Origin of the sequence: Devosia sp. A16, from assembly GCF_001402915.1 — a bacterium.
Classification (GTDB): domain Bacteria; phylum Pseudomonadota; class Alphaproteobacteria; order Rhizobiales; family Devosiaceae; genus Devosia_A.
The window spans coordinates 2,738,429-2,756,377 of the sequence record NZ_CP012945.1 but is presented as its reverse complement, the minus strand read 5'-3'; the positions used below and the strand labels follow the sequence as shown (position 1 = coordinate 2,756,377).

The following is a 17,949-nucleotide window of genomic DNA, read 5'->3' as shown; positions in this document are numbered from 1 at the left end:
TCATTTCAATATCTCAAGAATCATTGAAATAAGGATAGCGCAGGATGAACACCCACGCCAGCCCCCAAGTGGCGGCCGATACCTCCCTCACTCTCGTGCTCGCGATGCTGGAGCCGCACGACGCCAAAGCGCTGGTGTTCGAGTACGGCGGACGTCGCATCCAGCCCGGCTATCACGTCACCGAAATCAAGGCCGGCTCTTTCGTGACGCTCGATTGCGGCGGCAACCCCGATGCGTGGCAAGAAACCATCCTGCAGGTCGAGGACATCCCGGCGGTCGAGGGGCAGACGTTCCTCCAGGTCGGCAAGTTCAGGGGCATCCTCGCGCAGGTGGACCGCAAGGTCCGGCTCGCCGCCGATGCGCGCGTAACCATCGAAGTCAGCAGGCCGGATGAGGCCATGCAAATCTTCGACGTTGCGGCCATCGGCTTCACCGACACCGAGGCCATCGTCCGGTTGAGCGAGCGACCCGCAATCTGCAAGCCACGCCACCGGGCCGCTTCGGCCCAATCGCCCATCTGCTGCTCGCCTTCCGCTGCCGCCAAGTCGTCCTGCTGCTGAGCCATGACCGAGGCCACTTCCGAGCCGGGGCCTCTCCGGGGCGCCGGCAGTTTCATCACCGGCCTCGGCATCGCGCAAATCTGCTCGTGGGGCACGCTCTATTACGCGTTCCCGCAGATCGCAGCGGCGATGGAGCTCGAACTCGGATGGAGCAAGACCGAGCTCTATGGCGCGGCCACTGTCGGCTTGCTGCTTTCGGCTCTCGTGGCCGTCCCTGTCGGCACGGCCATAGACCGGGGTTACGGTCGTTGGATCATGTCCGGCGGCTCCGTCCTTGCCGGGCTGCTGCTGATCGCATGGGGCTGGGTGGGCAGCCTCGCGCTGTTCTACGTGCTCCTCGCGGGGGTCGGCGCGATGCAGGCGGCAACGCTTTATGAACCGGCCTTCGCGGTGATCGCGCGCCGGGCCGGACCACATTCCGCTCGTAACGGCATCACTGCGCTCACTCTGTGGGGAGGCTTCGCATCCACCGTGTTCATTCCGCTCACCCAGATCCTGCTGGATCAGATGGGCTGGCGGCTGACGCTGGAAGTGCTGGGCGCGACGAACATCGTCGTTTGCGGGGCGCTCTACTACGCCGTCATCGACCCGAGGCGCGACCAGTATCGTCCGCCGCCCCATGAGGATGGAGCGCGCCAGCCGATCCGTGCCGCTATGCGCCAGCCGGTGTTCTGGGGTCTGGCGGCGGCTTTCACTTTGTTCACTGCAACTTTCTCGGCCTTCACCTACCACCTCTATCCGATCATGCTGGAGCGCGGTTTTACCGCCCAGTCTGTGGTCTTTGCCATGGCGTTCATCGGCCCGGCGCAGGTAGCCGGCCGCATCCTGGTGAGGATATTCATGCCATCCGTCAGCGCGAGGCGCCTCGGATCCGTGGTGGTGGTTGGTTTCCCGATTGCCATGGGCCTGCTCCTGGTGGGACCGCCCCTGCTATGGGTGGTATGCGCTGTCGCGCTCATCTATGGCGCCGCCAACGGGATCATGACCATCGTCCGGGGCATCGCCATTCCGGAGATGGTCTCCCGCGACGGATACGGGGCGATCAACGGCGCTCTTGCTGTCCCCATGGTGCTGGCAAGAGCGTTGTCGCCGCTCGCCGCTGCCTGGCTGTGGGCGCTCAGCGGGTCCTACGCCGGGGTGCTCATGGCCTTGGTTGCCCTCGCCATGACAATGGCCGGAGCCTTCTGGTGGGCTGCTACCCGTCCGCCTCGCGCTTAACGAAAAAGGCGAGGAGCCGGGACGCGCTCCTCGCCTTACGGCCGACGACTGTCGGGAGGATCAGCTGGCGGCGATGGCGGTGGCCTGGTTGACCTTGCCATTGACGGTGTAGGTGATCGTGACCTTCTCGCCGACCTTCAGCTTGGAGAAGTCGCACTTGGGCGCGAACTGGTAGACCGCCTTGTCGGCAAGCGTCACGGTACAGGCTTTGCTGTCCATCGACTGGATCGCGCCCTTGGCAGTGGAGGGAGCGGCGAGCGCCACCGAGGACACACCGACGGAGGCAACCAGCATCAGGGGAATGAGAAACTTGCGCATTGACGATCTCCTTGTTCGTCCGGTTCCACCGCGTCTCTGACTGGAGGAGGCGGGGGCCGATGCGTTTTGCAGCGGCGAGACGGAGGTTGGGCCCGGCTGCTTGCCTGCCCCTTTCCCGAAACTTACTTATTCGTAAGCCCGCGGCGGTGCGCGTTGCGACAGCAAAAAGGCGAGGAACCCGAAGGGGCTCCTCGCCTGACTGCCTGTCGACGATGGGGAGACGGATCAGGCAGCGGTAATCGCCGTGGCCTTCCGCAGCTTGCCGCTGACGGTATAGGTGATGGCGACCTTCTCGCCGGCTTTCAGCTTCGAAAAATCGCACTTGGGCGCAAACTGGAAGACGGCCTTGTCGGCGAGCGTGACGGTGCAGGCCTTGCTGTCGAGGGAACGGATGGATCCGTGAGCGATGCTGGGTGCCGCGAGCGCGACCGAGGATGCACCCACGGAAGCGACCAGCATCACGGGAATGAGGAACTTGCGCATAACGATCTCCATTTGGTCAGATACGCCACGCGGCTGAGCAAGGTGGCGGCCGGTGCGTGGTGCAGCGGCGGGCGAAAATCTGTGGTCGACCAATTGCTCCGTCCTTTCCCGAAACTTACTTATTCGTAAGCCGACAAGCGGGCGCCGCCGGTATAGGGTTATGCAGGCGTCAGGTCCGCCCGGACGCGGCGCCGTCGTCTCGAAGAGGTTACACGGTGAAGGTCGTTGTCGCAGAAGACGACCGGACGTCGTCCGATTTCATCCGCAAAGGCCTGGCGCAGCAGGGGCACAGCGTCGAATCGGTATTCGACGGGCGCGATGCGCTGACCTTCTGCCTCTACAACAGTTGCGACGTGCTGGTGCTCGACCGGATGATGCCCGGCATGGACGGGTTGTCGGTGGCCAAGGCGCTCAGGGCCTCTGGACGCACCATGCCGATCCTGTTCCTCACCTCGATGGGCGATGTCGAGGACCGCGTGGAAGGGCTGATGGCGGGAGGCGACGACTACCTGGTGAAGCCCTTCCACTTCTCCGAGCTGATGGCGCGGCTGACCGTGCTGGCGCGCCGACCCCAGGCAGCCGAGGTCTCGACGCGGCTCAGCGTGCACGACCTCGAGCTCGACCTGATGGCCCATACCGCGACACGCGCCGGAACGCGCATCGAACTGCAGGCCAAGGAATTCGCCATCCTGGCGCTGCTGATGCGCAATGCCGGCCGCATCGTCACCAAGACCATGCTGCTCGAACAGGTCTGGGACTTCAATTTCGACCCGCAGACCACGGTCGTCGAAACCCATATGAGCCGGCTGAGGACCAAGGTCGACAAGCCGTTCGAGGTGGCGCTGATCCACACCACGCGCAATACCGGCTACTCGATCCATGCACCGCGTCAGTAGCATCCTCGCCGGGGCCGCGTTCCGCTCGGCGCTGATGTCGCTGTTGCTGTTTCTGGCGGTGTTCTTCGTCGCCGGCGTGGTGATCGTCAGCCAGACCCGCAGCGAGGCGGAAAGCGAGATCCGGGCACTGGTCAGCAACGAATTCGAGCTGTTCCGCGACGCGGCGGGCAACATGAACGACCTGAAGCAACTGGTAGACAGCTCCGCCGAGTCGGCCGGCCCGCGTTTCTTCGTGGTCGCCCTGTACAAGCCCGACGGCACGCTGCTCGCCGGCGACGACATTCCGCGGCCGGCGAAGCTGGGCTGGAGCACGATCTCGTCGGCGATCAACGCCACGACGCCGTCGGAACAGTATCTGGCGCTGACCGAGGAGATCGGCGGCAACCGGGTGACTTTCGGACGGACGCTGTATTTTGTCGAAGTCGGCTCGACGGCGCTGTGGCGGGCGCTGATGCTGGCGAGCATCGTGGTCGGCATCGGGGCGCTGGGGATCGGCTACTTCGCCAGCCACGGCGTTTCGGCCAAGCTCGACCGCATGGCGGCAACCCTCGAGCGGGTGGCGCGGGGCGATAGCCGGGCCCGCCTGCCGGTCGGCCGCTCCAACGACCAGGTGGACCGGGTATCGGCGCAGATGAATGCGCATCTCGACCGGCTGAGCGACCTGGTCGGCACCATGCGCAATACCGTGATCTCGATCGCCCACGACCTGAAGTCGCCGCTCAGCCGGGCCTATATCCTGCTGCAGGAGACCGAGGATGCGCCCGACGAGGCCGAACGCGCCAAGCTGCTCGAGGAAGCGCAGACCGAGATCGAACGGCTCAACGGCATCTTCGATACGGTGCTGAGGATTTCGCGGATCGAGTCCTCCGACGACCAGTCCGGCTTTGCCTCGTTCTCGGCGCAGGAACTGGTGAGCGAGACGCTGCAGACCTTCGAGCCGGTGGTGGAGGAGGCCAGCCAGGTCCTGGTCGCGGCGCAGGGCAACGACGATGCCACCATCGTGGGCGACCGGCGGATGGTGGTGCAGATGCTGGTCAACCTCATCACCAATGCCTCGCGCTACAGCCCGCCGGGCGCACGCATCGAACTGGCGGCCGGGATCGAGGACCACCATCCGATTCTGGTGGTGGCCGATAACGGCCCGGGCATTCCCGCCGACCACCGCCAGGCGGTGTTCGAACCGTTCCGGCGGCTCAACCCGGAGCGCGACGAGAAGGGTTCCGGACTGGGGTTGGCGCTGGTGCAGGCGATCGCTACCCGGCATCGCGCCACGGTGCGGCTCGAGGATAACCAGCCCGGGCTGCGCGTGGTGGTCCGCTTCCCGGCTATGGAGCCGGCGAGCTGACGTCTTCACGACCGGGCTGCATCGGTGTGTTCCGGCCGTTGGTGAAAATGGTCCAGCGTTTCACCATTGGATGGGCATCGGCGAGACGGCGTCCTACCACAGGGTCATGCCCGTGAAAGCGGGAACCTCCGTTTTCTCGCCTGCGGCATGATCCTCAAATGGAGTTTTCCGCGGTCTCGCGCGCAGGCGCCAGGCAGGCGCGGCTCTCGCATGCGTCCCGTGGTCGACGCGGCACCTCCCCAGTTTGAGAATTTGTAAGCTTGACGACAAGGCAGGGCAAATCCGGGCCGCCATAACCGCCGGCGTCGATGCAGCACGCACCGGCCGCCGGCGCTCCCTGCCGTCGACGCGCAACATCATGCGGATTTCCTCAAATGAACAAGCTCTCGAACCTCTCTGTCCTCGCCCTCGTCGCCATCGTCGCGGCCGGTCCGGTGCTCGCGGCAACGCCGAAATTCGTCAATGGCGCGCCCGGCACAGCGATCAGCGTCGACGATTTCGCCAGCCAGCTGGGCAGCTTCAACGCCAAGGACGTCACCGACCTGCTCGGCGCCAAGAGCGTGACGGTCTACAACTACAATACCGCCTGGACCACGAAGTCGGGCAAGGCGGTCGACCTGCTGACCGAGGATGCACAGAGCATCGGGCTGCTGCGCGAGGCGCTCAACAAGAACCCCGCTGCGGTGAAGCTCCTGACCGAGAACAAGATCAAGGTCGACCAGGTGGTCGACATCATCGATGTCGGCGGCAACGTGCAGCTCTATATCCAGTAACAGGCGTGGCGGACCCGCCCCCGGGGCGGCATCCGTCAGCGCTTCGGCAGTCGGTTCGTGATCGAACCGGCAATGGCGGCCAGGGCGTGAGAGCACGACCTGGCCGCATCGATTCCTGCCCAATCTGCGGAGCGGCCCGGATCGGTGCGGGCATCCGTGCACGGCGTACGGCCGCCGCGCTGCCGCCTCTCGACAGGCGGCGCCATACCGCCTATATCGCGCGCCCCGCTGCCGGCTCGTCCGTGCAGCTTTCGGCACAGCTTGTGGAGACGAGAATGGCGCGAACCCATTGCGGCATGGATTTCGGCACTTCCAATTCCACCCTTGCGGCGGCCGGCGGCAACCTGCCGCCGCGGTTGCTGCCCCTGGAAGACGGCAAGCCGACGATTCCCTCGGCGATCTTTTTCTCGTTCGAGGAGGATCGGACGTTCTTCGGCCGGCAGGCGGTCAGCGAATATGTCACCGGAGCCGATGGGCGGCTGATGCGCTCGATCAAGAGTGTGCTGGGCACCTCGCTGTTCAACGATACGACGCGGGTGAAGCGCGAGGCGTTGAAGTTCTCCGATATCCTGGGGCGGTTCATTGCCGAGCTGAAGCGACGCGCCGAGGCCTCGCTGGGGCACGAGATCGAAGACATCGTCTGCGGCCGGCCGGTGCGCTTCGTCGACGACGACGACAGAGCCGATGCCGAGGCGCAGCGACAACTGCTGGGCGCCGTCCAGGCGCAGGGGTTTCGCCACATCGAGTTCCAGTTCGAGCCGATCGCCGCGGCGCTCGACTACGAGCAGCAGGTGAGCGGCGAAGAGCTCGGGCTGGTTGCCGATATCGGTGGCGGCACGTCGGACTTCACGGTGATCCGCCTCTCGCCGGAGCGGGCCCGGCGGGCCGACCGCAAGGTCGATATTCTCGCCACGGCGGGGGTGCATATCGGCGGCACCGATTTCGACCGGCTGCTGTCGCTCAAGCAGGTGATGCCGCTGATGGGCTATGGCACCGAGACGGCGGACGGCAAGCGCCCCCTGCCCTCGGCGCCCTATTACGACCTCGCGACCTGGCACCGCATCAACCGGCTCTACAACCAGAAGACGCTGCTCGAACTGCATTCGACCTTGCAGGAAGCGCAGTTCCCCGATCTGGTCAGCATGCTGATCGCCCTGGTCGAGGACCGGCAGGGCCATCGCCTCGCCGGCCGGGTCGAGGAAGCCAAGATCGCGCTCAGCGAGGCGCCGCAGACCGAGTTCCGCTTCGCGACCCGCGACGTCAAACTCGAGACGCCGATCACCATAGAGCAGCTGCATGCGGCGCTCGAAGGCGCCACCGCCTCGATCGCCGCCGCCATCGGCAGGACGCTGAGCGCGGCGGGGGTGTCGGGTGAGCGGATCGACACGCTGATCCTCACCGGCGGTTCTACCCGCGTGCCGGCGGTGGGCGACATGCTGCGGGCCTTGTTCCCCGCCGCCAAGGCGGTCGAAACCGATGCTTTCGGCAGCGTCGGACTGGGGTTGTCGCTCGAGGCGGCGCGGCGCTTCGGTTGAGCGCTGCCGGCCGGGCGGCCTTCACGCCGCTCGTTCCTCGAGCCCACCGAAAGCGGCGGCGTAGATATCGACCAGAGTGCGGGCGCGCTCCATGGCCACGCCCCGCCCTTCGCGCAGCAGGGCGGTCGCCTTGGTCGGCAGCACCGCGCCGGTGCCTGGTTCCATCAGGATGGCATGCCACTGGGCAGCACGCGTCACGCGGATGGTGTAGCCGCGATAGCTATCGTCCAATGCGTAGTCCCCCGCGTAGTTGTACGAGCCCGGAATGCGAGGCTGCACTGGTGGTTCCCGTCGCTCAACGAGCGCTCCATCACAACTGGCGCGTGGTGTGGATTATGGGGAGAACATCAAATGTGATCGGCGCTGTCATGCTTTCGGGAAAATCGTCCCGCCGCAGCCCTTCGCTTCCGCCGCGATGACCGCCCGGTTCATCGCCGCTTCAGCCGCGCGGGCGCACTCTCTCGCTCGGCACACAGGGAGCATTCCGATGTCCAGGTCACTCATGCTCGGCGCCGCTCTGGCGGCTCTATTGACGATTCCCGCTGCCGCCGCGGAGGTCGAGCTCGACGCCGGCGAAAGCGGACAGACCGAGTTCGTCACGCCCTCGGGCAATATCGGCTGCATCGTCACTCCGGAAGGCGGCACCGAGGTCTATCAGCCCGAAAGCGGCGGTCCCGAAATCATCTGCGACCGCGTCGAGCCGGACTATGTCCGCGTCGTGCTTGCCGACGATGAGGCCGAAGAGCTCGACGAGGTTGCCGACCCCAGTTGCTGCGGGGCCGAACAGGTGCTGCACTACGGCGAGTGGGCGTCGATCGAAGGCTTCGTGTGCTACTCCAGGAGAACCGGCCTCACCTGCACGACCGAAGACGAAACCCACGGTTTCAAGATGGCCCGCGCCGGCATCGAAACCTGGTGAAGCGCCCTACAGAAAATCCTCGCGCCGCGGCGTGAAGCTGTCGATCAGTTTACCCGCCTCCAGCGCCTTGACCCCATGCACCAGACCCGAGGGCACGATATAGGCCCCGCCCTTGCCGATGGTCTGGGTGACGCCATCGATGGTCACCTCGAACACCCCCTCGGCGACGTAGCTGGTCTGCAGGTGCGGGTGCGAGTGGAGCCCGCCGATACCGCCCTGCTCGAAGGTGAACTCCACCAGCATCAGTTCGGGCAGGTCGAGGATGACGCGGCGGGACGAGCCATCGAGCTCGGTATGCTTGCCGTCGCCGGGCTGGGCAAAGAGAGGAGACATGCTGTCGCTCACAGTTTGTAGGCTCGCTTGACCAGATTGTAGGCGAGGTCTTTGGCGACTTCGTGGGCTTCGTCCTCATCCAGCCGGTGCTCGGTGACGAGGCGGGCGAGGAAGGCGCAATCGACGCGGCGGGCGACGTCATGGCGGGCCGGGATCGAGGGGAAGGCGCGGGTATCGTCGTTGAAGCCGACGGTGTTGTAGAAGCCGGCCGTTTCGGTCGCCATTTCGCGGAAACGCCGCATGCCCTCGGGGCTGTCGTGGAACCACCAGGGCGGGCCGAGCTTCAGCGATGGATAGACGCCGGCCAATGGCGCCAGTTCACGTGCGTAGACGCTCTCGTCGAGGGTGAAGAGGATGATGGACAGCCTCGGGTCGGTTCCCACCGCGTCGAGCAGCGGCTTCAGCGCCCCGACATAGTCGGTGCGGGTGGGGATATCGAACCCCTTGTCGCGGCCGAACTTCTGCAGCATCGCGGGCGAGTGGTTGCGCCACGCGCCGGGGTGGATCTGCAGCACCAGCCCGTCCTCGATCGACATGCGGGCCATCTCGGTCAGCATCTGGGCGCGGAACAGCGCCCGCTCGCGGGGGTCGGCCTTGCCGTTGCGCACCTTGTCGTAGAGCTGGCCGGCTTCCTTGGGGAGGAGGTTGGCCGTCTCGGCGGTCGGGTGGCCGTGGTCGGACGAAGTGGCGCCGAAGCTCTTGAAATAGGCGCGGCGCTTGCGATGGGCCTCGAGATAGCCGTTCCAGTGGCCGGTATCCTCACCGGTGATCTCGCCCAGCTTGTCGAGGTTGTCGGCAAAGCCGGCGAAATCCGGATCGACCACCGAGTCGGGGCGATAGGCCGGAACCACCCGCCCACGCCAGCCGCTGTCGCGGATCATCCGGTGCCACTTGAGATCATCGAGGGCCGCATCCGTGGTGGAGATCACCTCGAGATTGAAGCGCTCGAACAGGGCGCGCGGGCGGTAATCGTCGCGCCCGAGCCGCTCGGCGATCTGGTCGTAGATGGCGTCGGCATTGGCTTCGTTCAGCCGTTCGGTGACGCCGAACAGGGTGGCAAAGGTGTGATCGAGCCAGGAGCGCGTCGGGGTGCCGCGGAACAGGTAGTAGTTCTTGGCGAACAGCCGCCAGATCTTCCGCCCGTCGGTCTCCACTGCCGAGCCGTCGGCAGTGGGCACGCCCAGCTCTTCGAAGCGGATGCCTTGCGAAAACAGCATGCGGAAGACGTAGTGATCGGGGACGATCAGCAGTTGCGCCGGATCGGGGAATTTGTCGTTCTCGGCATACCAGCGCGGCTCGGTATGGCCGTGCGGCGAGACCAAGGGCAGATCCCTGATCCCGGCATAGAGCGCCTGCGCGATGCCGCGCGCTTTGGGTTCCGCATCGAACAGCCTGAAGTCGTCGAGCAAAGTCATGGTCAGATCGTCCTCCCGAACCACTTGGTTACTTAGCGTCGCCGCCGATGTCAAAGCCGCGGGCTTGATCGATGCCGCCGCGCCTGCAATGGGTCGGAGGAGGAGGATCGGACATGAGCGGGATCATCGAGCGGATCGAACGCGAGAGCGGCGTCGCGGGGCTGGCGGAGATACTGGCCGAGCGGCTCAATCCGTCCGACCTGCAGTCGCTGCTGCTCGAGGTGACGCGCCGCCGCGCCGGCAAGCGCAGCCCCGCCGAGGTGCTGAAGGATTTCGCCACCAGCCGCTTCTTCGGCGTGACCCGGCCCGACCGGGCAGCGCTGCTGGCCTGGGAGCAGCTTACGCTGGCGCTGTGCGAAGACCGGTTCGAATCGGTGGAGCTGTCGCCGGTGACGCCCCTCGGCGCCTGTTCGGCGGTGGCGAGGGTCGACCAGGACTGGTCGATCGGCACGGTGCGGCGCGGCGAGGTGGTGTCCGACCCGACCAACGTGCTGGCGCTCGAAGCGGCGCGGCTGCGCCAGGCCGGCGGTGAGGACGTGCACCTTTCGACCAGCCACCGCGTGGTGCGGCCGCAGAACTATGGCGACGGCAAGATGCTCGCGCATTTCCGATTGTTCGCGCTGGTGAGCAGCGGCCGCGACCGCGGCAGCTATGGCTTCGAGGCGGAAGCGCTGGGCCGGCAGGTCGGGTTGCTGCTCGAAGCGTTCAGGCGGTTTCTCGTGCCGGGCCCGGCGCTGCGGCTAGGCTATACGCGCAACAGCGCTCCACATGTCGACGCGCGCCTCGAGGCGCTGCGCGCGGTCGCCGAAGCCGGTAGCGTCGAGCTGTTCGAGGAAGTCGGGCGCGAAGCGGTCGACGGCTACTACGCCGGCTTCTGTTTCCACATCTTTGCCGGCGACCTGCAGCTCGCCGATGGCGGTGTGGTCGACTGGGGCGCCAGGCTTACCGGCAACGGCAAGGAGCGCATGGTGATCGCGGGCTGCGGCGTGGAGCGGTTGCTGGCGCTCAGGGGGTAGCGCCGCTCACAAAGGGCAACGTGCACCGGTTTGCCTTCTCCCCTTGTGGGAGAAGGTGGCGCGCAGCGCCGGATGAGGGGTCCGCGCAACGAAGTGTAGCGCGCTTGGAGCGTAGCGACGAGCGACTGTAGACGCGGAGAGAACCCCTCATCCGGCCTTCGGCCACCTTCTCCCACAAGGGGAGAAGGCGCTTCCTCCCACCCCCGATGGCCTCAAGCCGCCCGCGCCACCGCGTGGCCCCGCAGGTCGCGCAGCCAGAGCTGGCCGCAGGCGGCGTCGATGCGGTTGCCCTGGGTGTCGCGCACCACGACGGGGATGCCGGCGCGCTCGAGCCCGGCGCGGAACTGCGCCAGCCGGAGATCGGAGACGCGGGCAAAGCCGAGCCCGTCGACCTCGTTCCAGCGCATCAGGTTGAGCCGGGCCGGCTCGCCCCGGAACATGCCGATCAACCGGCGGAGGTCGGCCTCGCTGTCATTGATCCCGGGCAGCAGCAGGTAGACGAAGGTGACGATGCGGTTGTGTCGCCGCGCCCAGCTCAGCGCCCCGCCGACCACGTCGGCAATGGCGTGCTTTCGCGCGCCGGGGATCAGCCGGCCGCGCGTCTCGTCGGTGGTGGCATGGAGCGAGATGGAGAGGTTGAGCCCCAGGTGCTCCTCGCGCAGGGCCTTCAGTCCCTTGGGGATGCCGATGGTGGATAGGGTGATGCCGGTGGTGGCCCAATCGAGCCCGCGCCGATCGCGCAGGATACGGATCGCCGCCAGCACATTGTCGTAATTGTTGAGCGGCTCGCCGATGCCCATGAAGACGATGCGGTTCACCTTGGGCCCCAGCCGCACCACCTGCTCGACGATCTCGCCGGGCGAAAGGTTGCGCTTCAGCCCGGCCTGCCCGGAGGCGCAGAACCGGCAGGCGAAGGCGCAACCCACCTGCGACGAGATGCAGGCGGTGAAGCCATCGCGCCGCCGGATCAGCACCGACTCCACGGCATAACCGTCGCGCAGCCCGAACAGGTGCTTTTCGGAGCTGCCGCCGAACTGGCGATCGCGCCGCGTCAGGGCACGCGCGGCCAAGCCATGAGCGGCCGCCCAGCGGCGCAAAGGCCTCGGCAGGTCGTCATGCGGCGAGAACAGCTCGCGATAGCTCAGCCGCGGCCCGGGCTCGAGCGCGTCGAAGGCGGCGGAACTGAGGTCGAGGGCGAAGGGCTCGGGCTGCATGCATAGTTTATAACTTACATGTTGGTTATAAATCAAGACGCCGCGTAGATGTCGCCAGGAGCTTCGAGCGCCCTCGCACACCCCACCCCATCCCCTGCCATTCGAGCGCAGCTCTCATGGCCTTCTCCCCTAAAATCGCTCCACTGGAGCGATTTTGCCTGCGGCCGGCTCAAAGCCCGTCAAGGGGAGGGTGTCGGCTGGTGGCCATTGCAAGATTTAGCCAAGCACTCGATGCCACCTCCCCCTTGACGGGGGAGGCAAGCGAAGCTTGGGAGCGTCAGCGAGCTAGCGTAGCTCGGAGGGGGTGTGCGGAGCCCAGATGACTGCGGGACCTCTAGATCCACAATCTATCGGTCTGCACCCTACTCCAGCCGCTCGCCGGGATAGAGCCGCTCGATCACCTTGCGCGTCTCGGTTTCGGTGTAGCCGGCGAGCGTCCCCTGCGGTTCGACCAGCCAGATCATGCAGGCGCCCTGGATCACCATCTGGATCAGTGCTGCGGCGTCGGCCCGGTCGGGCGTGTCCGGCAGGCGCTCGAAGATGGCGCCCCGCACCAATTGGTTGCGCTCGCGCGCCAGCGCATTGAGTTCCCGATCGTTGATATCGCCCCAGGCCAGCAGCAGGTAGCCGGCAAAGCCCTCGCCCGAGCCCATGCCGCTGATCAGGTCACGCAACATGGCCCAGAGCGGAATCAGTCCACGCTCCTTCGGCGCGGCGGCAAAATAGTCGCGCACCTCCTGGGTCGAGCGTTCGAGCGTCTTCAGATGCAGCGTGCGCTTGTCGGTGAAGCGCTGGATCAGCGCGGCACGGCTCAGCCCCACGGCTGCGGCGACATCGGAAAGCGTGAAGCGCTCGGGCCCGAGCCGCAGCATGGCGGCATGGGTGGCGTCGAGGACCTGATCGTCGGAGACAAGCTTTGGGCGTGGCATGAGCTGATTGATAACCGCCACGGCGGTTATCAGGAAGTGATCCCGTAGCGCCGCGCCATCCTGCTGATATTGGTGACCACCCTACTGCGGAGCTCGGGCGGGCCCAGCACTTCGACATCGTCGCCGATCTTGATGAACTCGTGGCTGGCCCAGCCGACCTCCTCGATCGGCACTTCGAGCTCGCACCAGCCATCGGCATCGGGGGTGACGCTCAGGGCTTCGACGGCGCGCCGCACCGTGTCGCTCAGATCCTTGAGCTTGCGCAGCCCGGTGGCGGTGGCACGCACCTGCGCGGTGCCGACATAGATGTCGCGCTCGAACTGTTTGGTCGCTTCCTGCCAGTAGGTGGGGAGGTCGAAATCCTTGGGCCGCACAAAGGTCTGGCCGGTGGGGCCGAGCGCCTGGATCTGCGACAGCCGGTAGGTGCGGCTGTTGCCGTCGCGCTGCGCCACCACGTACCAGACGCCGCCCTTCAAGACGAGGCCGAGCGGCTCGATCACCCGGTCCTTCACATCCTTCCAGCTCTCGTAGCGGATGGCGATGCGGGTTTCGCTCCACACCGCCTCGGCGACCAGCTTCAGGAACTCCGGCTTGTGGCCGGGCTGGAACCAGCCGCGCGGATCGAGGTGGAAACGCGAGCTCATCCGCCGCGCCTCGGCCTGCCAATCCGACGGCAGCGCAGCGAGCAACTTCAACTCGGCCTGCGCGGCTTCTTCTCCCAGCCCAAGCTCGCCGGCAGGTCCGGGCAAGCCGGAAAAGAACAGCGCCCGCGCTTCCGGCGCGGTCAGCCCGTTGAGCCTTGTCTTCCAGCCATCGAGCAACGCAAAGCCGCCATTGCGGCCGGTCTCGGCGTAAACCGGCACGCCGGCGGCGCTCAGCTGGTCGATGTCGCGATAGACGGTGCGGACCGAGACCTCGAGTTCCTCGGCCAGCGTTTCGGCACTGGTCCGCCCCCGGGTCTGGAGGATCATCAGGATGGTGAGGAGGCGACTGGCACGCATGAATTCTCCTCTACACCAGCAACCCTGACAGCTGGTGTCAGTCTTAGCGGCATAGGGTCGTTTCGTGAAGATTCGAGGAGAGGCGAAATGGCTTATGAGCAGGTAAAGAGCGATCGGACACGCGAAGCGGCCGAACTGCGGCAGGCGATCGCCAGCATCAACGTCTTGCGTGCCGACCTGCCGGCGCGCGGCTTTGGCGCCTGGTTCCGCACCCTGGTGCTCAGGCGCTATGCCAACGCCCTGCTGAAGCGCACCCTCCGCCGCCCCCGCCGCACGCCCCTCGACCAGCTGTCCCCGCATCTGCTCAGGGATATCGGCCTGCCGCCGGATGTGCGGTGAGGTGGGGGCCAGCCACCGATTTCACCCAGAACTCGCTGTCATCCCAGCGAAAGCTGGGACCCAACTCTCCGCTGGCGCGGGCTGCGAAATGGGTCCCAGCTTTCGCTGAGATGACACCTGGTGGGGGTGGCGGGCAACTTGCCAAACATCAAGGCAGCTGACTGATCAGGCCGTCTGCCGGTCGAACTGGCCGTTCTTCATGAACCGCCAGAGGTAGCTCGGCAGGATCGCGTCCATCGCGGTCGGCGCGATATCGAACGCCGCCAGGGTGCGCTTTTCGTGCTTGGCCGCGTCGGACACCACGTTGTCGACCTGCAGCTGGTCGACCTGGTCGCTGGTGATGAGCGGCGAGGGCAAGAGCGACAGCGGCAGCGCCGCGAGCTTGGCCAGCCCGGCGGGCAGCGGCAGCAGCAGGTTGGTACGCTGCGTGTCGGTCAGTACCCGCGCCACCAGTTCCTTGTGGGTCGCGACTTCCGGGCCGCCGAGCTCGTAGATCCTGCCGCCCTTCACCTGGCCCTCGGCGGCGCGGCAGATCGCCTCGGCGAGGTCGCCGACATAGATCGGCTGCAGGCGCGATTTCGCCCCGATCACCGGCAGCACCGGCAGCATGCGGGCGAGCATTCCATAGCGGTTGAAGAAGCCGTCGCCGGGTCCGAAGACGATCGAGGGGCGGATCACCACCGCCGACGGGAAGGCGGTGAGCACTTCGGTTTCGCCCAGCGCCTTGGAGCGGGCATAGCCGCTCGGCGCCTGCGGGTCGGCGCCCAGCGCCGAGACATGCACCAGCGCTTTGACGCCCAGTGCCCTCGCCGCCTCGGCGACGTTCTTCGCGCCCATCGCATGCACAGCGCGAAAACGCTGCTTGCCGCCCTCGTGGCCGATGCCGACGAGGTTGATGACGATCCCGGCCCCACGGATGGCGCGCTCGACCGATTCGCGATTGCGGATATTGGCCTGGATCGGCATCACCTGCCCGACCGCGCCGAGCGGGCGGACATGGCCGGCGAGATCGGGGCGGCGCACCGCGACACGGATTCGGTAACCGCGACGGGCCAGAAGCTGCACCACCTGGGTCCCGATGAAACCGGCGCCGCCGAAAATGGTGACCAGGTTCGAGGTGGATTCCATGGCGAAAGCGGCTCCGGGCAAGGCAATCTGGCTAGGGTTTTGCCGCTTCTAGCCTGCACGCCCCGACGTGTCGAGTGGAGCAGATGTGGTCGGGCAAGAAACCGAGTTGACAGCCCCCGCTCAGTCACCTAGTGAACGGCGCCCATCGGATTGCCCTGGTGGCGGAATTGGTAGACGCGCACGGTTCAGGTCCGTGTGTCGAAAGACGTGGAAGTTCGAGTCTTCTCCAGGGCACCAATGGCTACGCAAAGGCCTCCCTCACGGGAGGCCTTTTGTTTTTGGGGGTTGCGGTCCAAGTCCAAACCGCGTCGTTACCCTTTGGAAGTATGCCCGCTGGCCATTCGGTGGTGAAGCCGGGCCGCCTCGGAGAGAGTGCTGGGATAGTCGGGAGGGAGTTGTCCGGTCGACACGGCAAAATCCCTCACAACCACGAAAGCGCCCTCGAGCCGGTCCATTTCCCGCTCGATCTTCTTTTTCTTCCGACTCAGGCTGCGCAATTGGCTTTGGGTCTTGGCTCTGGCAGCGTCCATAAGTTGAGACGCTCGTCCCAAAGCCGTGGCGATGTAGTGCTCCCGAGCCGACGCCTTCATGCTCTTCGAGACCGCGAGTATATCCGACAGTTTCGAGCACTCAGTCCGAACGGAAGGGTGCTCAAACGAGATACTTAGGATCGCATGGGCAAAGGTGTTTCGCACCTTTCGGATCGTTGTCAGATCTTGCCGACAAGCATTGTCAATAAGACCGAATGCGTGGGCTATTCTGATACGCGAGTCAAAGTCACCAAGCGGAGAGGAGTGCTGGTCAAAGAGCTGGCGGCTATCTTCCGCGGATAGCTTGACGAGATGTGTCTCAATGAGGTCTCGAAGCGAGTGCTCAACGCCAACTGCAGCTACGAGGGCGCTAGCGCGGTCGCTGGCGCCCTCCATCTCCTCGAACCACTGCTTGAAGTCCTCGGGGGTTTCGAGAGTACGCCGTGACAGGTCGTGCAGTGTCGTGGTCTTGCTCATTGCCTCAAGATGCGTGAGTGCCCCTGACCACGACTTAGCACTACCAAGGCAGACCTACCACGGGCAACACCGCCAGGGATTAGTCACCACGCACCGAGGCGCACAGCTGGATACCCCTTGAGCTCTCCTCCCGCTGCGCCTCCGCCTGCCCGACAATATCGAGCCCGACCAACTCGCTCCACGCCCCCAGCAACCGCTTGGTCACCGGCCCAACCTGGCCATCTCCCACCACCAGTCCGTTGAACTTCGTCGCCGGCATGATGCAATACGGCGTCGAGGTGAAGAACATCTCGTCCGCCGTGGCGAGGTCATAGGGCAGCAGCGAGGTTTCCTCGGTCGGGATGCCGAGGCCCTGCGCCAGTTCCAGTGCCGTGGCGCGGCTGATGCCGGCGAGGCAGTTGATCGTGGAGGGGGTGCGGAGCACGCCCTTGGTGACGCAGAAGATGTTGCCGCCCTTGTTCTCGGCGACGTGGCCATCGAGATCGAGGATGACGCTCTGGGCCCGGGGGTCGACGAGCTTGGCTTCCATTTCGGCGAGGGTGTAGGCGAGGCGGCTGCGGTTCTTGATGCGGGGGTCGAGCGACTGACTCGGCACCATGCGGCTCATCGGCGTGACGCCGTGGCATCCCCTGGAGTAGAAATCGACCCAGGGCAAGAGGTTCATCGGCTGGGTGAAGATCATCACCGTGGCGGCGCCCAGCTGCTTGGTCGGATCGGCGCCGGCGACCGACAGCCCGCGCGAGATGTTGTGGACGATCCAGGCGTCCTGATGCGGGGCGTAGTTGGATCGGTTGGCCTCGAACACCTCGAGCGTCACCCGCTTCATTTCGGCGGGGCTCATTTGCGGATCGATCCGCGTCAGCTTCAGCGACTGGTAGAGCCGCTCGATATGCTCGTCGAGCTTGAACGGGATGTGGCGGAAGGTGCGGGTCGATTCCGTCACCGTATCGCCCAGCATGATGGCGCTGTCGAAGATGGAAATCCGCGCTTCGTGTTCGGGCACCAGTTCGCCCGAGATGTAGACCAGTCGCGTCATCACGGGCCTCACACGCTGAGAACGATGGGAGCTTTCAGTTCGTAGACAATGCCGTCATCCGCCGGGCCGGCAGCGGAGCGCCACATCATCATGCCGACTTCCGCCGGCCGATCGAGCACGGTGAGCCCCGCATGCCAGACATTGCGATGGATGCAGATGGCATCCTCCGGGCCGGCGAGGAAGGCGCGGATATTGGCGAGGTCGGGCGTCCCGTCACTGAGCGTCGGGGCGAGCAGCACGAGCCAGCGGCCGACCTTCAGCGGAACGAAGGTCTGGGTCGAGTGCGGATGGCGCTCGAGGAAAGTGATGCTGATCGCCTTTGGGTCGACCGGCTGCGGGCAAAGCACGGCAAAGGCGTGCTGGCCGGGGACGTCGCCCGGCTCCAGTACCTCAGGGATGGTGGTGAACTTGTTGCCCTCGGCACGAACGTGCGTGGCAAAGGGCGCGAGGTCGGCGGAGGCGAGCGGCGGGAGCGACATGCAAA

Annotated in this window: 21 protein-coding genes and 1 tRNA gene; 10 read left to right on the top strand and 12 right to left on the bottom strand. The window is 65.7% G+C overall.

The window, feature by feature from the left end; genetic code table 11:
* Positions 1–44: 44 nt before the first annotated feature.
* Together APS40_RS13470 and APS40_RS13465 are read left to right on the top strand one after the other, a co-directional pair.
* Entirely contained in the window at positions 45–560 is a 516-nt protein-coding gene (locus APS40_RS13470; protein WP_055047541.1) for a DUF6428 family protein, read from the top strand.
* Positions 561–563: 3 nt separating this feature from the next.
* Entirely contained in the window at positions 564–1,778 is a 1,215-nt protein-coding gene (locus APS40_RS13465) for an MFS transporter (protein WP_055047540.1), read from the top strand.
* 60 nt (positions 1,779–1,838) lie between these two features.
* Here the strand turns inward: APS40_RS13465 and APS40_RS13460 are convergent, their stop codons facing one another.
* Both APS40_RS13460 and APS40_RS13455 read right to left on the bottom strand, forming a co-directional pair.
* A complete protein-coding gene (locus tag APS40_RS13460) occupies positions 1,839–2,096 on the bottom strand; it encodes a DUF1344 domain-containing protein (RefSeq protein ID WP_055047539.1) in 258 nt (85 codons plus the stop codon).
* 225 nt (positions 2,097–2,321) lie between these two features.
* A complete protein-coding gene (locus APS40_RS13455; RefSeq protein WP_055047538.1) occupies positions 2,322–2,579 on the bottom strand; it encodes a DUF1344 domain-containing protein in 258 nt (85 codons plus the stop codon).
* Between the two features lie 215 nt (positions 2,580–2,794).
* Here APS40_RS13455 and APS40_RS13450 point away from each other — a divergent pair, with 215 nt between their 5' ends.
* The 4 genes from APS40_RS13450 to APS40_RS13435 all read left to right on the top strand — a co-directional run bounded on the left by APS40_RS13450 (position 2,795) and on the right by APS40_RS13435 (position 7,128).
* On the top strand, positions 2,795–3,475 hold the full coding sequence (locus tag APS40_RS13450; protein ID WP_055047537.1) for a response regulator: 681 nt from the start codon (positions 2,795–2,797) through the stop codon (positions 3,473–3,475).
* Positions 3,459–4,820, top strand: coding sequence for a HAMP domain-containing sensor histidine kinase (locus APS40_RS13445; protein WP_055047536.1), 1,362 nt, complete (start codon positions 3,459–3,461; stop codon positions 4,818–4,820). The genes APS40_RS13450 and APS40_RS13445 overlap by 17 nt, the downstream gene beginning before the upstream one ends.
* A 374-nt stretch (positions 4,821–5,194) precedes the next feature.
* The gene (locus APS40_RS13440) at positions 5,195–5,593 is read left to right on the top strand and encodes a hypothetical protein (protein ID WP_055047535.1); all 399 of its coding nucleotides are present in this window, start codon (positions 5,195–5,197) and stop codon (positions 5,591–5,593) included.
* A 275-nt stretch (positions 5,594–5,868) separates the two neighbouring features.
* Positions 5,869–7,128: an Hsp70 family protein gene (locus APS40_RS13435; RefSeq protein ID WP_055047534.1), complete on the top strand. Its 1,260-nt coding sequence runs from the start codon at positions 5,869–5,871 to the stop codon at positions 7,126–7,128.
* A 21-nt stretch (positions 7,129–7,149) separates the two neighbouring features.
* On the opposite strand, the gene APS40_RS13430 is transcribed toward APS40_RS13435, so the two are convergent.
* Positions 7,150–7,359, bottom strand: coding sequence for a hypothetical protein (locus APS40_RS13430; RefSeq protein WP_055047533.1), 210 nt, complete (start codon positions 7,357–7,359; stop codon positions 7,150–7,152).
* Between the two features lie 256 nt (positions 7,360–7,615).
* Here APS40_RS13430 and APS40_RS13425 point away from each other — a divergent pair, with 256 nt between their 5' ends.
* Positions 7,616–8,047 (top strand): hypothetical protein, encoded by a 432-nt coding sequence (locus APS40_RS13425; RefSeq protein WP_156342934.1) that lies wholly within the window; start codon positions 7,616–7,618, stop codon positions 8,045–8,047.
* A gap of 6 nt (positions 8,048–8,053) precedes the next feature.
* Here the strand turns inward: APS40_RS13425 and APS40_RS13420 are convergent, their stop codons facing one another.
* Both APS40_RS13420 and uxaC read right to left on the bottom strand, forming a co-directional pair.
* On the bottom strand, positions 8,054–8,380 hold the full coding sequence (locus tag APS40_RS13420) for a cupin domain-containing protein (protein ID WP_082434387.1): 327 nt from the start codon (positions 8,378–8,380) through the stop codon (positions 8,054–8,056).
* Positions 8,381–8,388: 8 nt separating this feature from the next.
* Positions 8,389–9,795: a glucuronate isomerase gene (gene uxaC / locus APS40_RS13415; RefSeq protein ID WP_055047530.1), complete on the bottom strand. Its 1,407-nt coding sequence runs from the start codon at positions 9,793–9,795 to the stop codon at positions 8,389–8,391.
* Between the two features lie 113 nt (positions 9,796–9,908).
* On the opposite strand from uxaC, the gene APS40_RS13410 reads away from it, so the two are divergent.
* Positions 9,909–10,811 carry a hypothetical protein gene (locus APS40_RS13410; protein WP_055047529.1) on the top strand — a complete coding sequence of 301 codons (903 nt, stop codon included), beginning with the start codon at positions 9,909–9,911 and terminating at the stop codon, positions 10,809–10,811.
* A 212-nt stretch (positions 10,812–11,023) separates the two neighbouring features.
* Here the strand turns inward: APS40_RS13410 and rlmN are convergent, their stop codons facing one another.
* From rlmN to APS40_RS13395, 3 genes are all read right to left on the bottom strand, one after another.
* A complete protein-coding gene (gene rlmN, locus APS40_RS13405; RefSeq protein WP_055047528.1) occupies positions 11,024–12,025 on the bottom strand; it encodes a 23S rRNA (adenine(2503)-C(2))-methyltransferase RlmN in 1,002 nt (333 codons plus the stop codon).
* Between the two features lie 362 nt (positions 12,026–12,387).
* Complete coding sequence (locus tag APS40_RS13400) at positions 12,388–12,954, bottom strand: TetR/AcrR family transcriptional regulator (RefSeq protein WP_055049665.1); 567 nt, start codon at positions 12,952–12,954, stop codon at positions 12,388–12,390.
* A gap of 29 nt (positions 12,955–12,983) precedes the next feature.
* Positions 12,984–13,955 (bottom strand): helix-turn-helix transcriptional regulator, encoded by a 972-nt coding sequence (locus APS40_RS13395; RefSeq protein ID WP_055047527.1) that lies wholly within the window; start codon positions 13,953–13,955, stop codon positions 12,984–12,986.
* 87 nt (positions 13,956–14,042) lie between these two features.
* Between APS40_RS13395 and APS40_RS13390 the strand changes: the two genes are divergently transcribed.
* Positions 14,043–14,294, top strand: coding sequence for a hypothetical protein (locus APS40_RS13390; protein WP_055047526.1), 252 nt, complete (start codon positions 14,043–14,045; stop codon positions 14,292–14,294).
* 165 nt (positions 14,295–14,459) lie between these two features.
* Here APS40_RS13390 and APS40_RS13385 read toward each other — a convergent pair whose 3' ends face one another.
* Positions 14,460–15,422, bottom strand: a complete 963-nt coding sequence (locus tag APS40_RS13385; protein WP_055047525.1) for a complex I NDUFA9 subunit family protein — start codon at positions 15,420–15,422, stop codon at positions 14,460–14,462.
* A gap of 152 nt (positions 15,423–15,574) precedes the next feature.
* Here APS40_RS13385 and APS40_RS13380 point away from each other — a divergent pair.
* Positions 15,575–15,659 (top strand) — tRNA-Leu (locus APS40_RS13380).
* A 74-nt stretch (positions 15,660–15,733) separates the two neighbouring features.
* Here the strand turns inward: APS40_RS13380 and APS40_RS13375 are convergent.
* From APS40_RS13375 to APS40_RS13365, 3 genes are all read right to left on the bottom strand, one after another.
* Positions 15,734–16,429 (bottom strand): hypothetical protein, encoded by a 696-nt coding sequence (locus APS40_RS13375; protein ID WP_055047524.1) that lies wholly within the window; start codon positions 16,427–16,429, stop codon positions 15,734–15,736.
* Positions 16,430–16,508: 79 nt separating this feature from the next.
* Positions 16,509–17,465, bottom strand: coding sequence for an aminotransferase class IV (locus tag APS40_RS13370; protein WP_055047523.1), 957 nt, complete (start codon positions 17,463–17,465; stop codon positions 16,509–16,511).
* Positions 17,466–17,473: 8 nt separating this feature from the next.
* Entirely contained in the window at positions 17,474–17,944 is a 471-nt protein-coding gene (locus APS40_RS13365; RefSeq protein ID WP_055047522.1) for an ureidoglycolate lyase, read from the bottom strand.
* Positions 17,945–17,949: the final 5 nt, after the last annotated feature.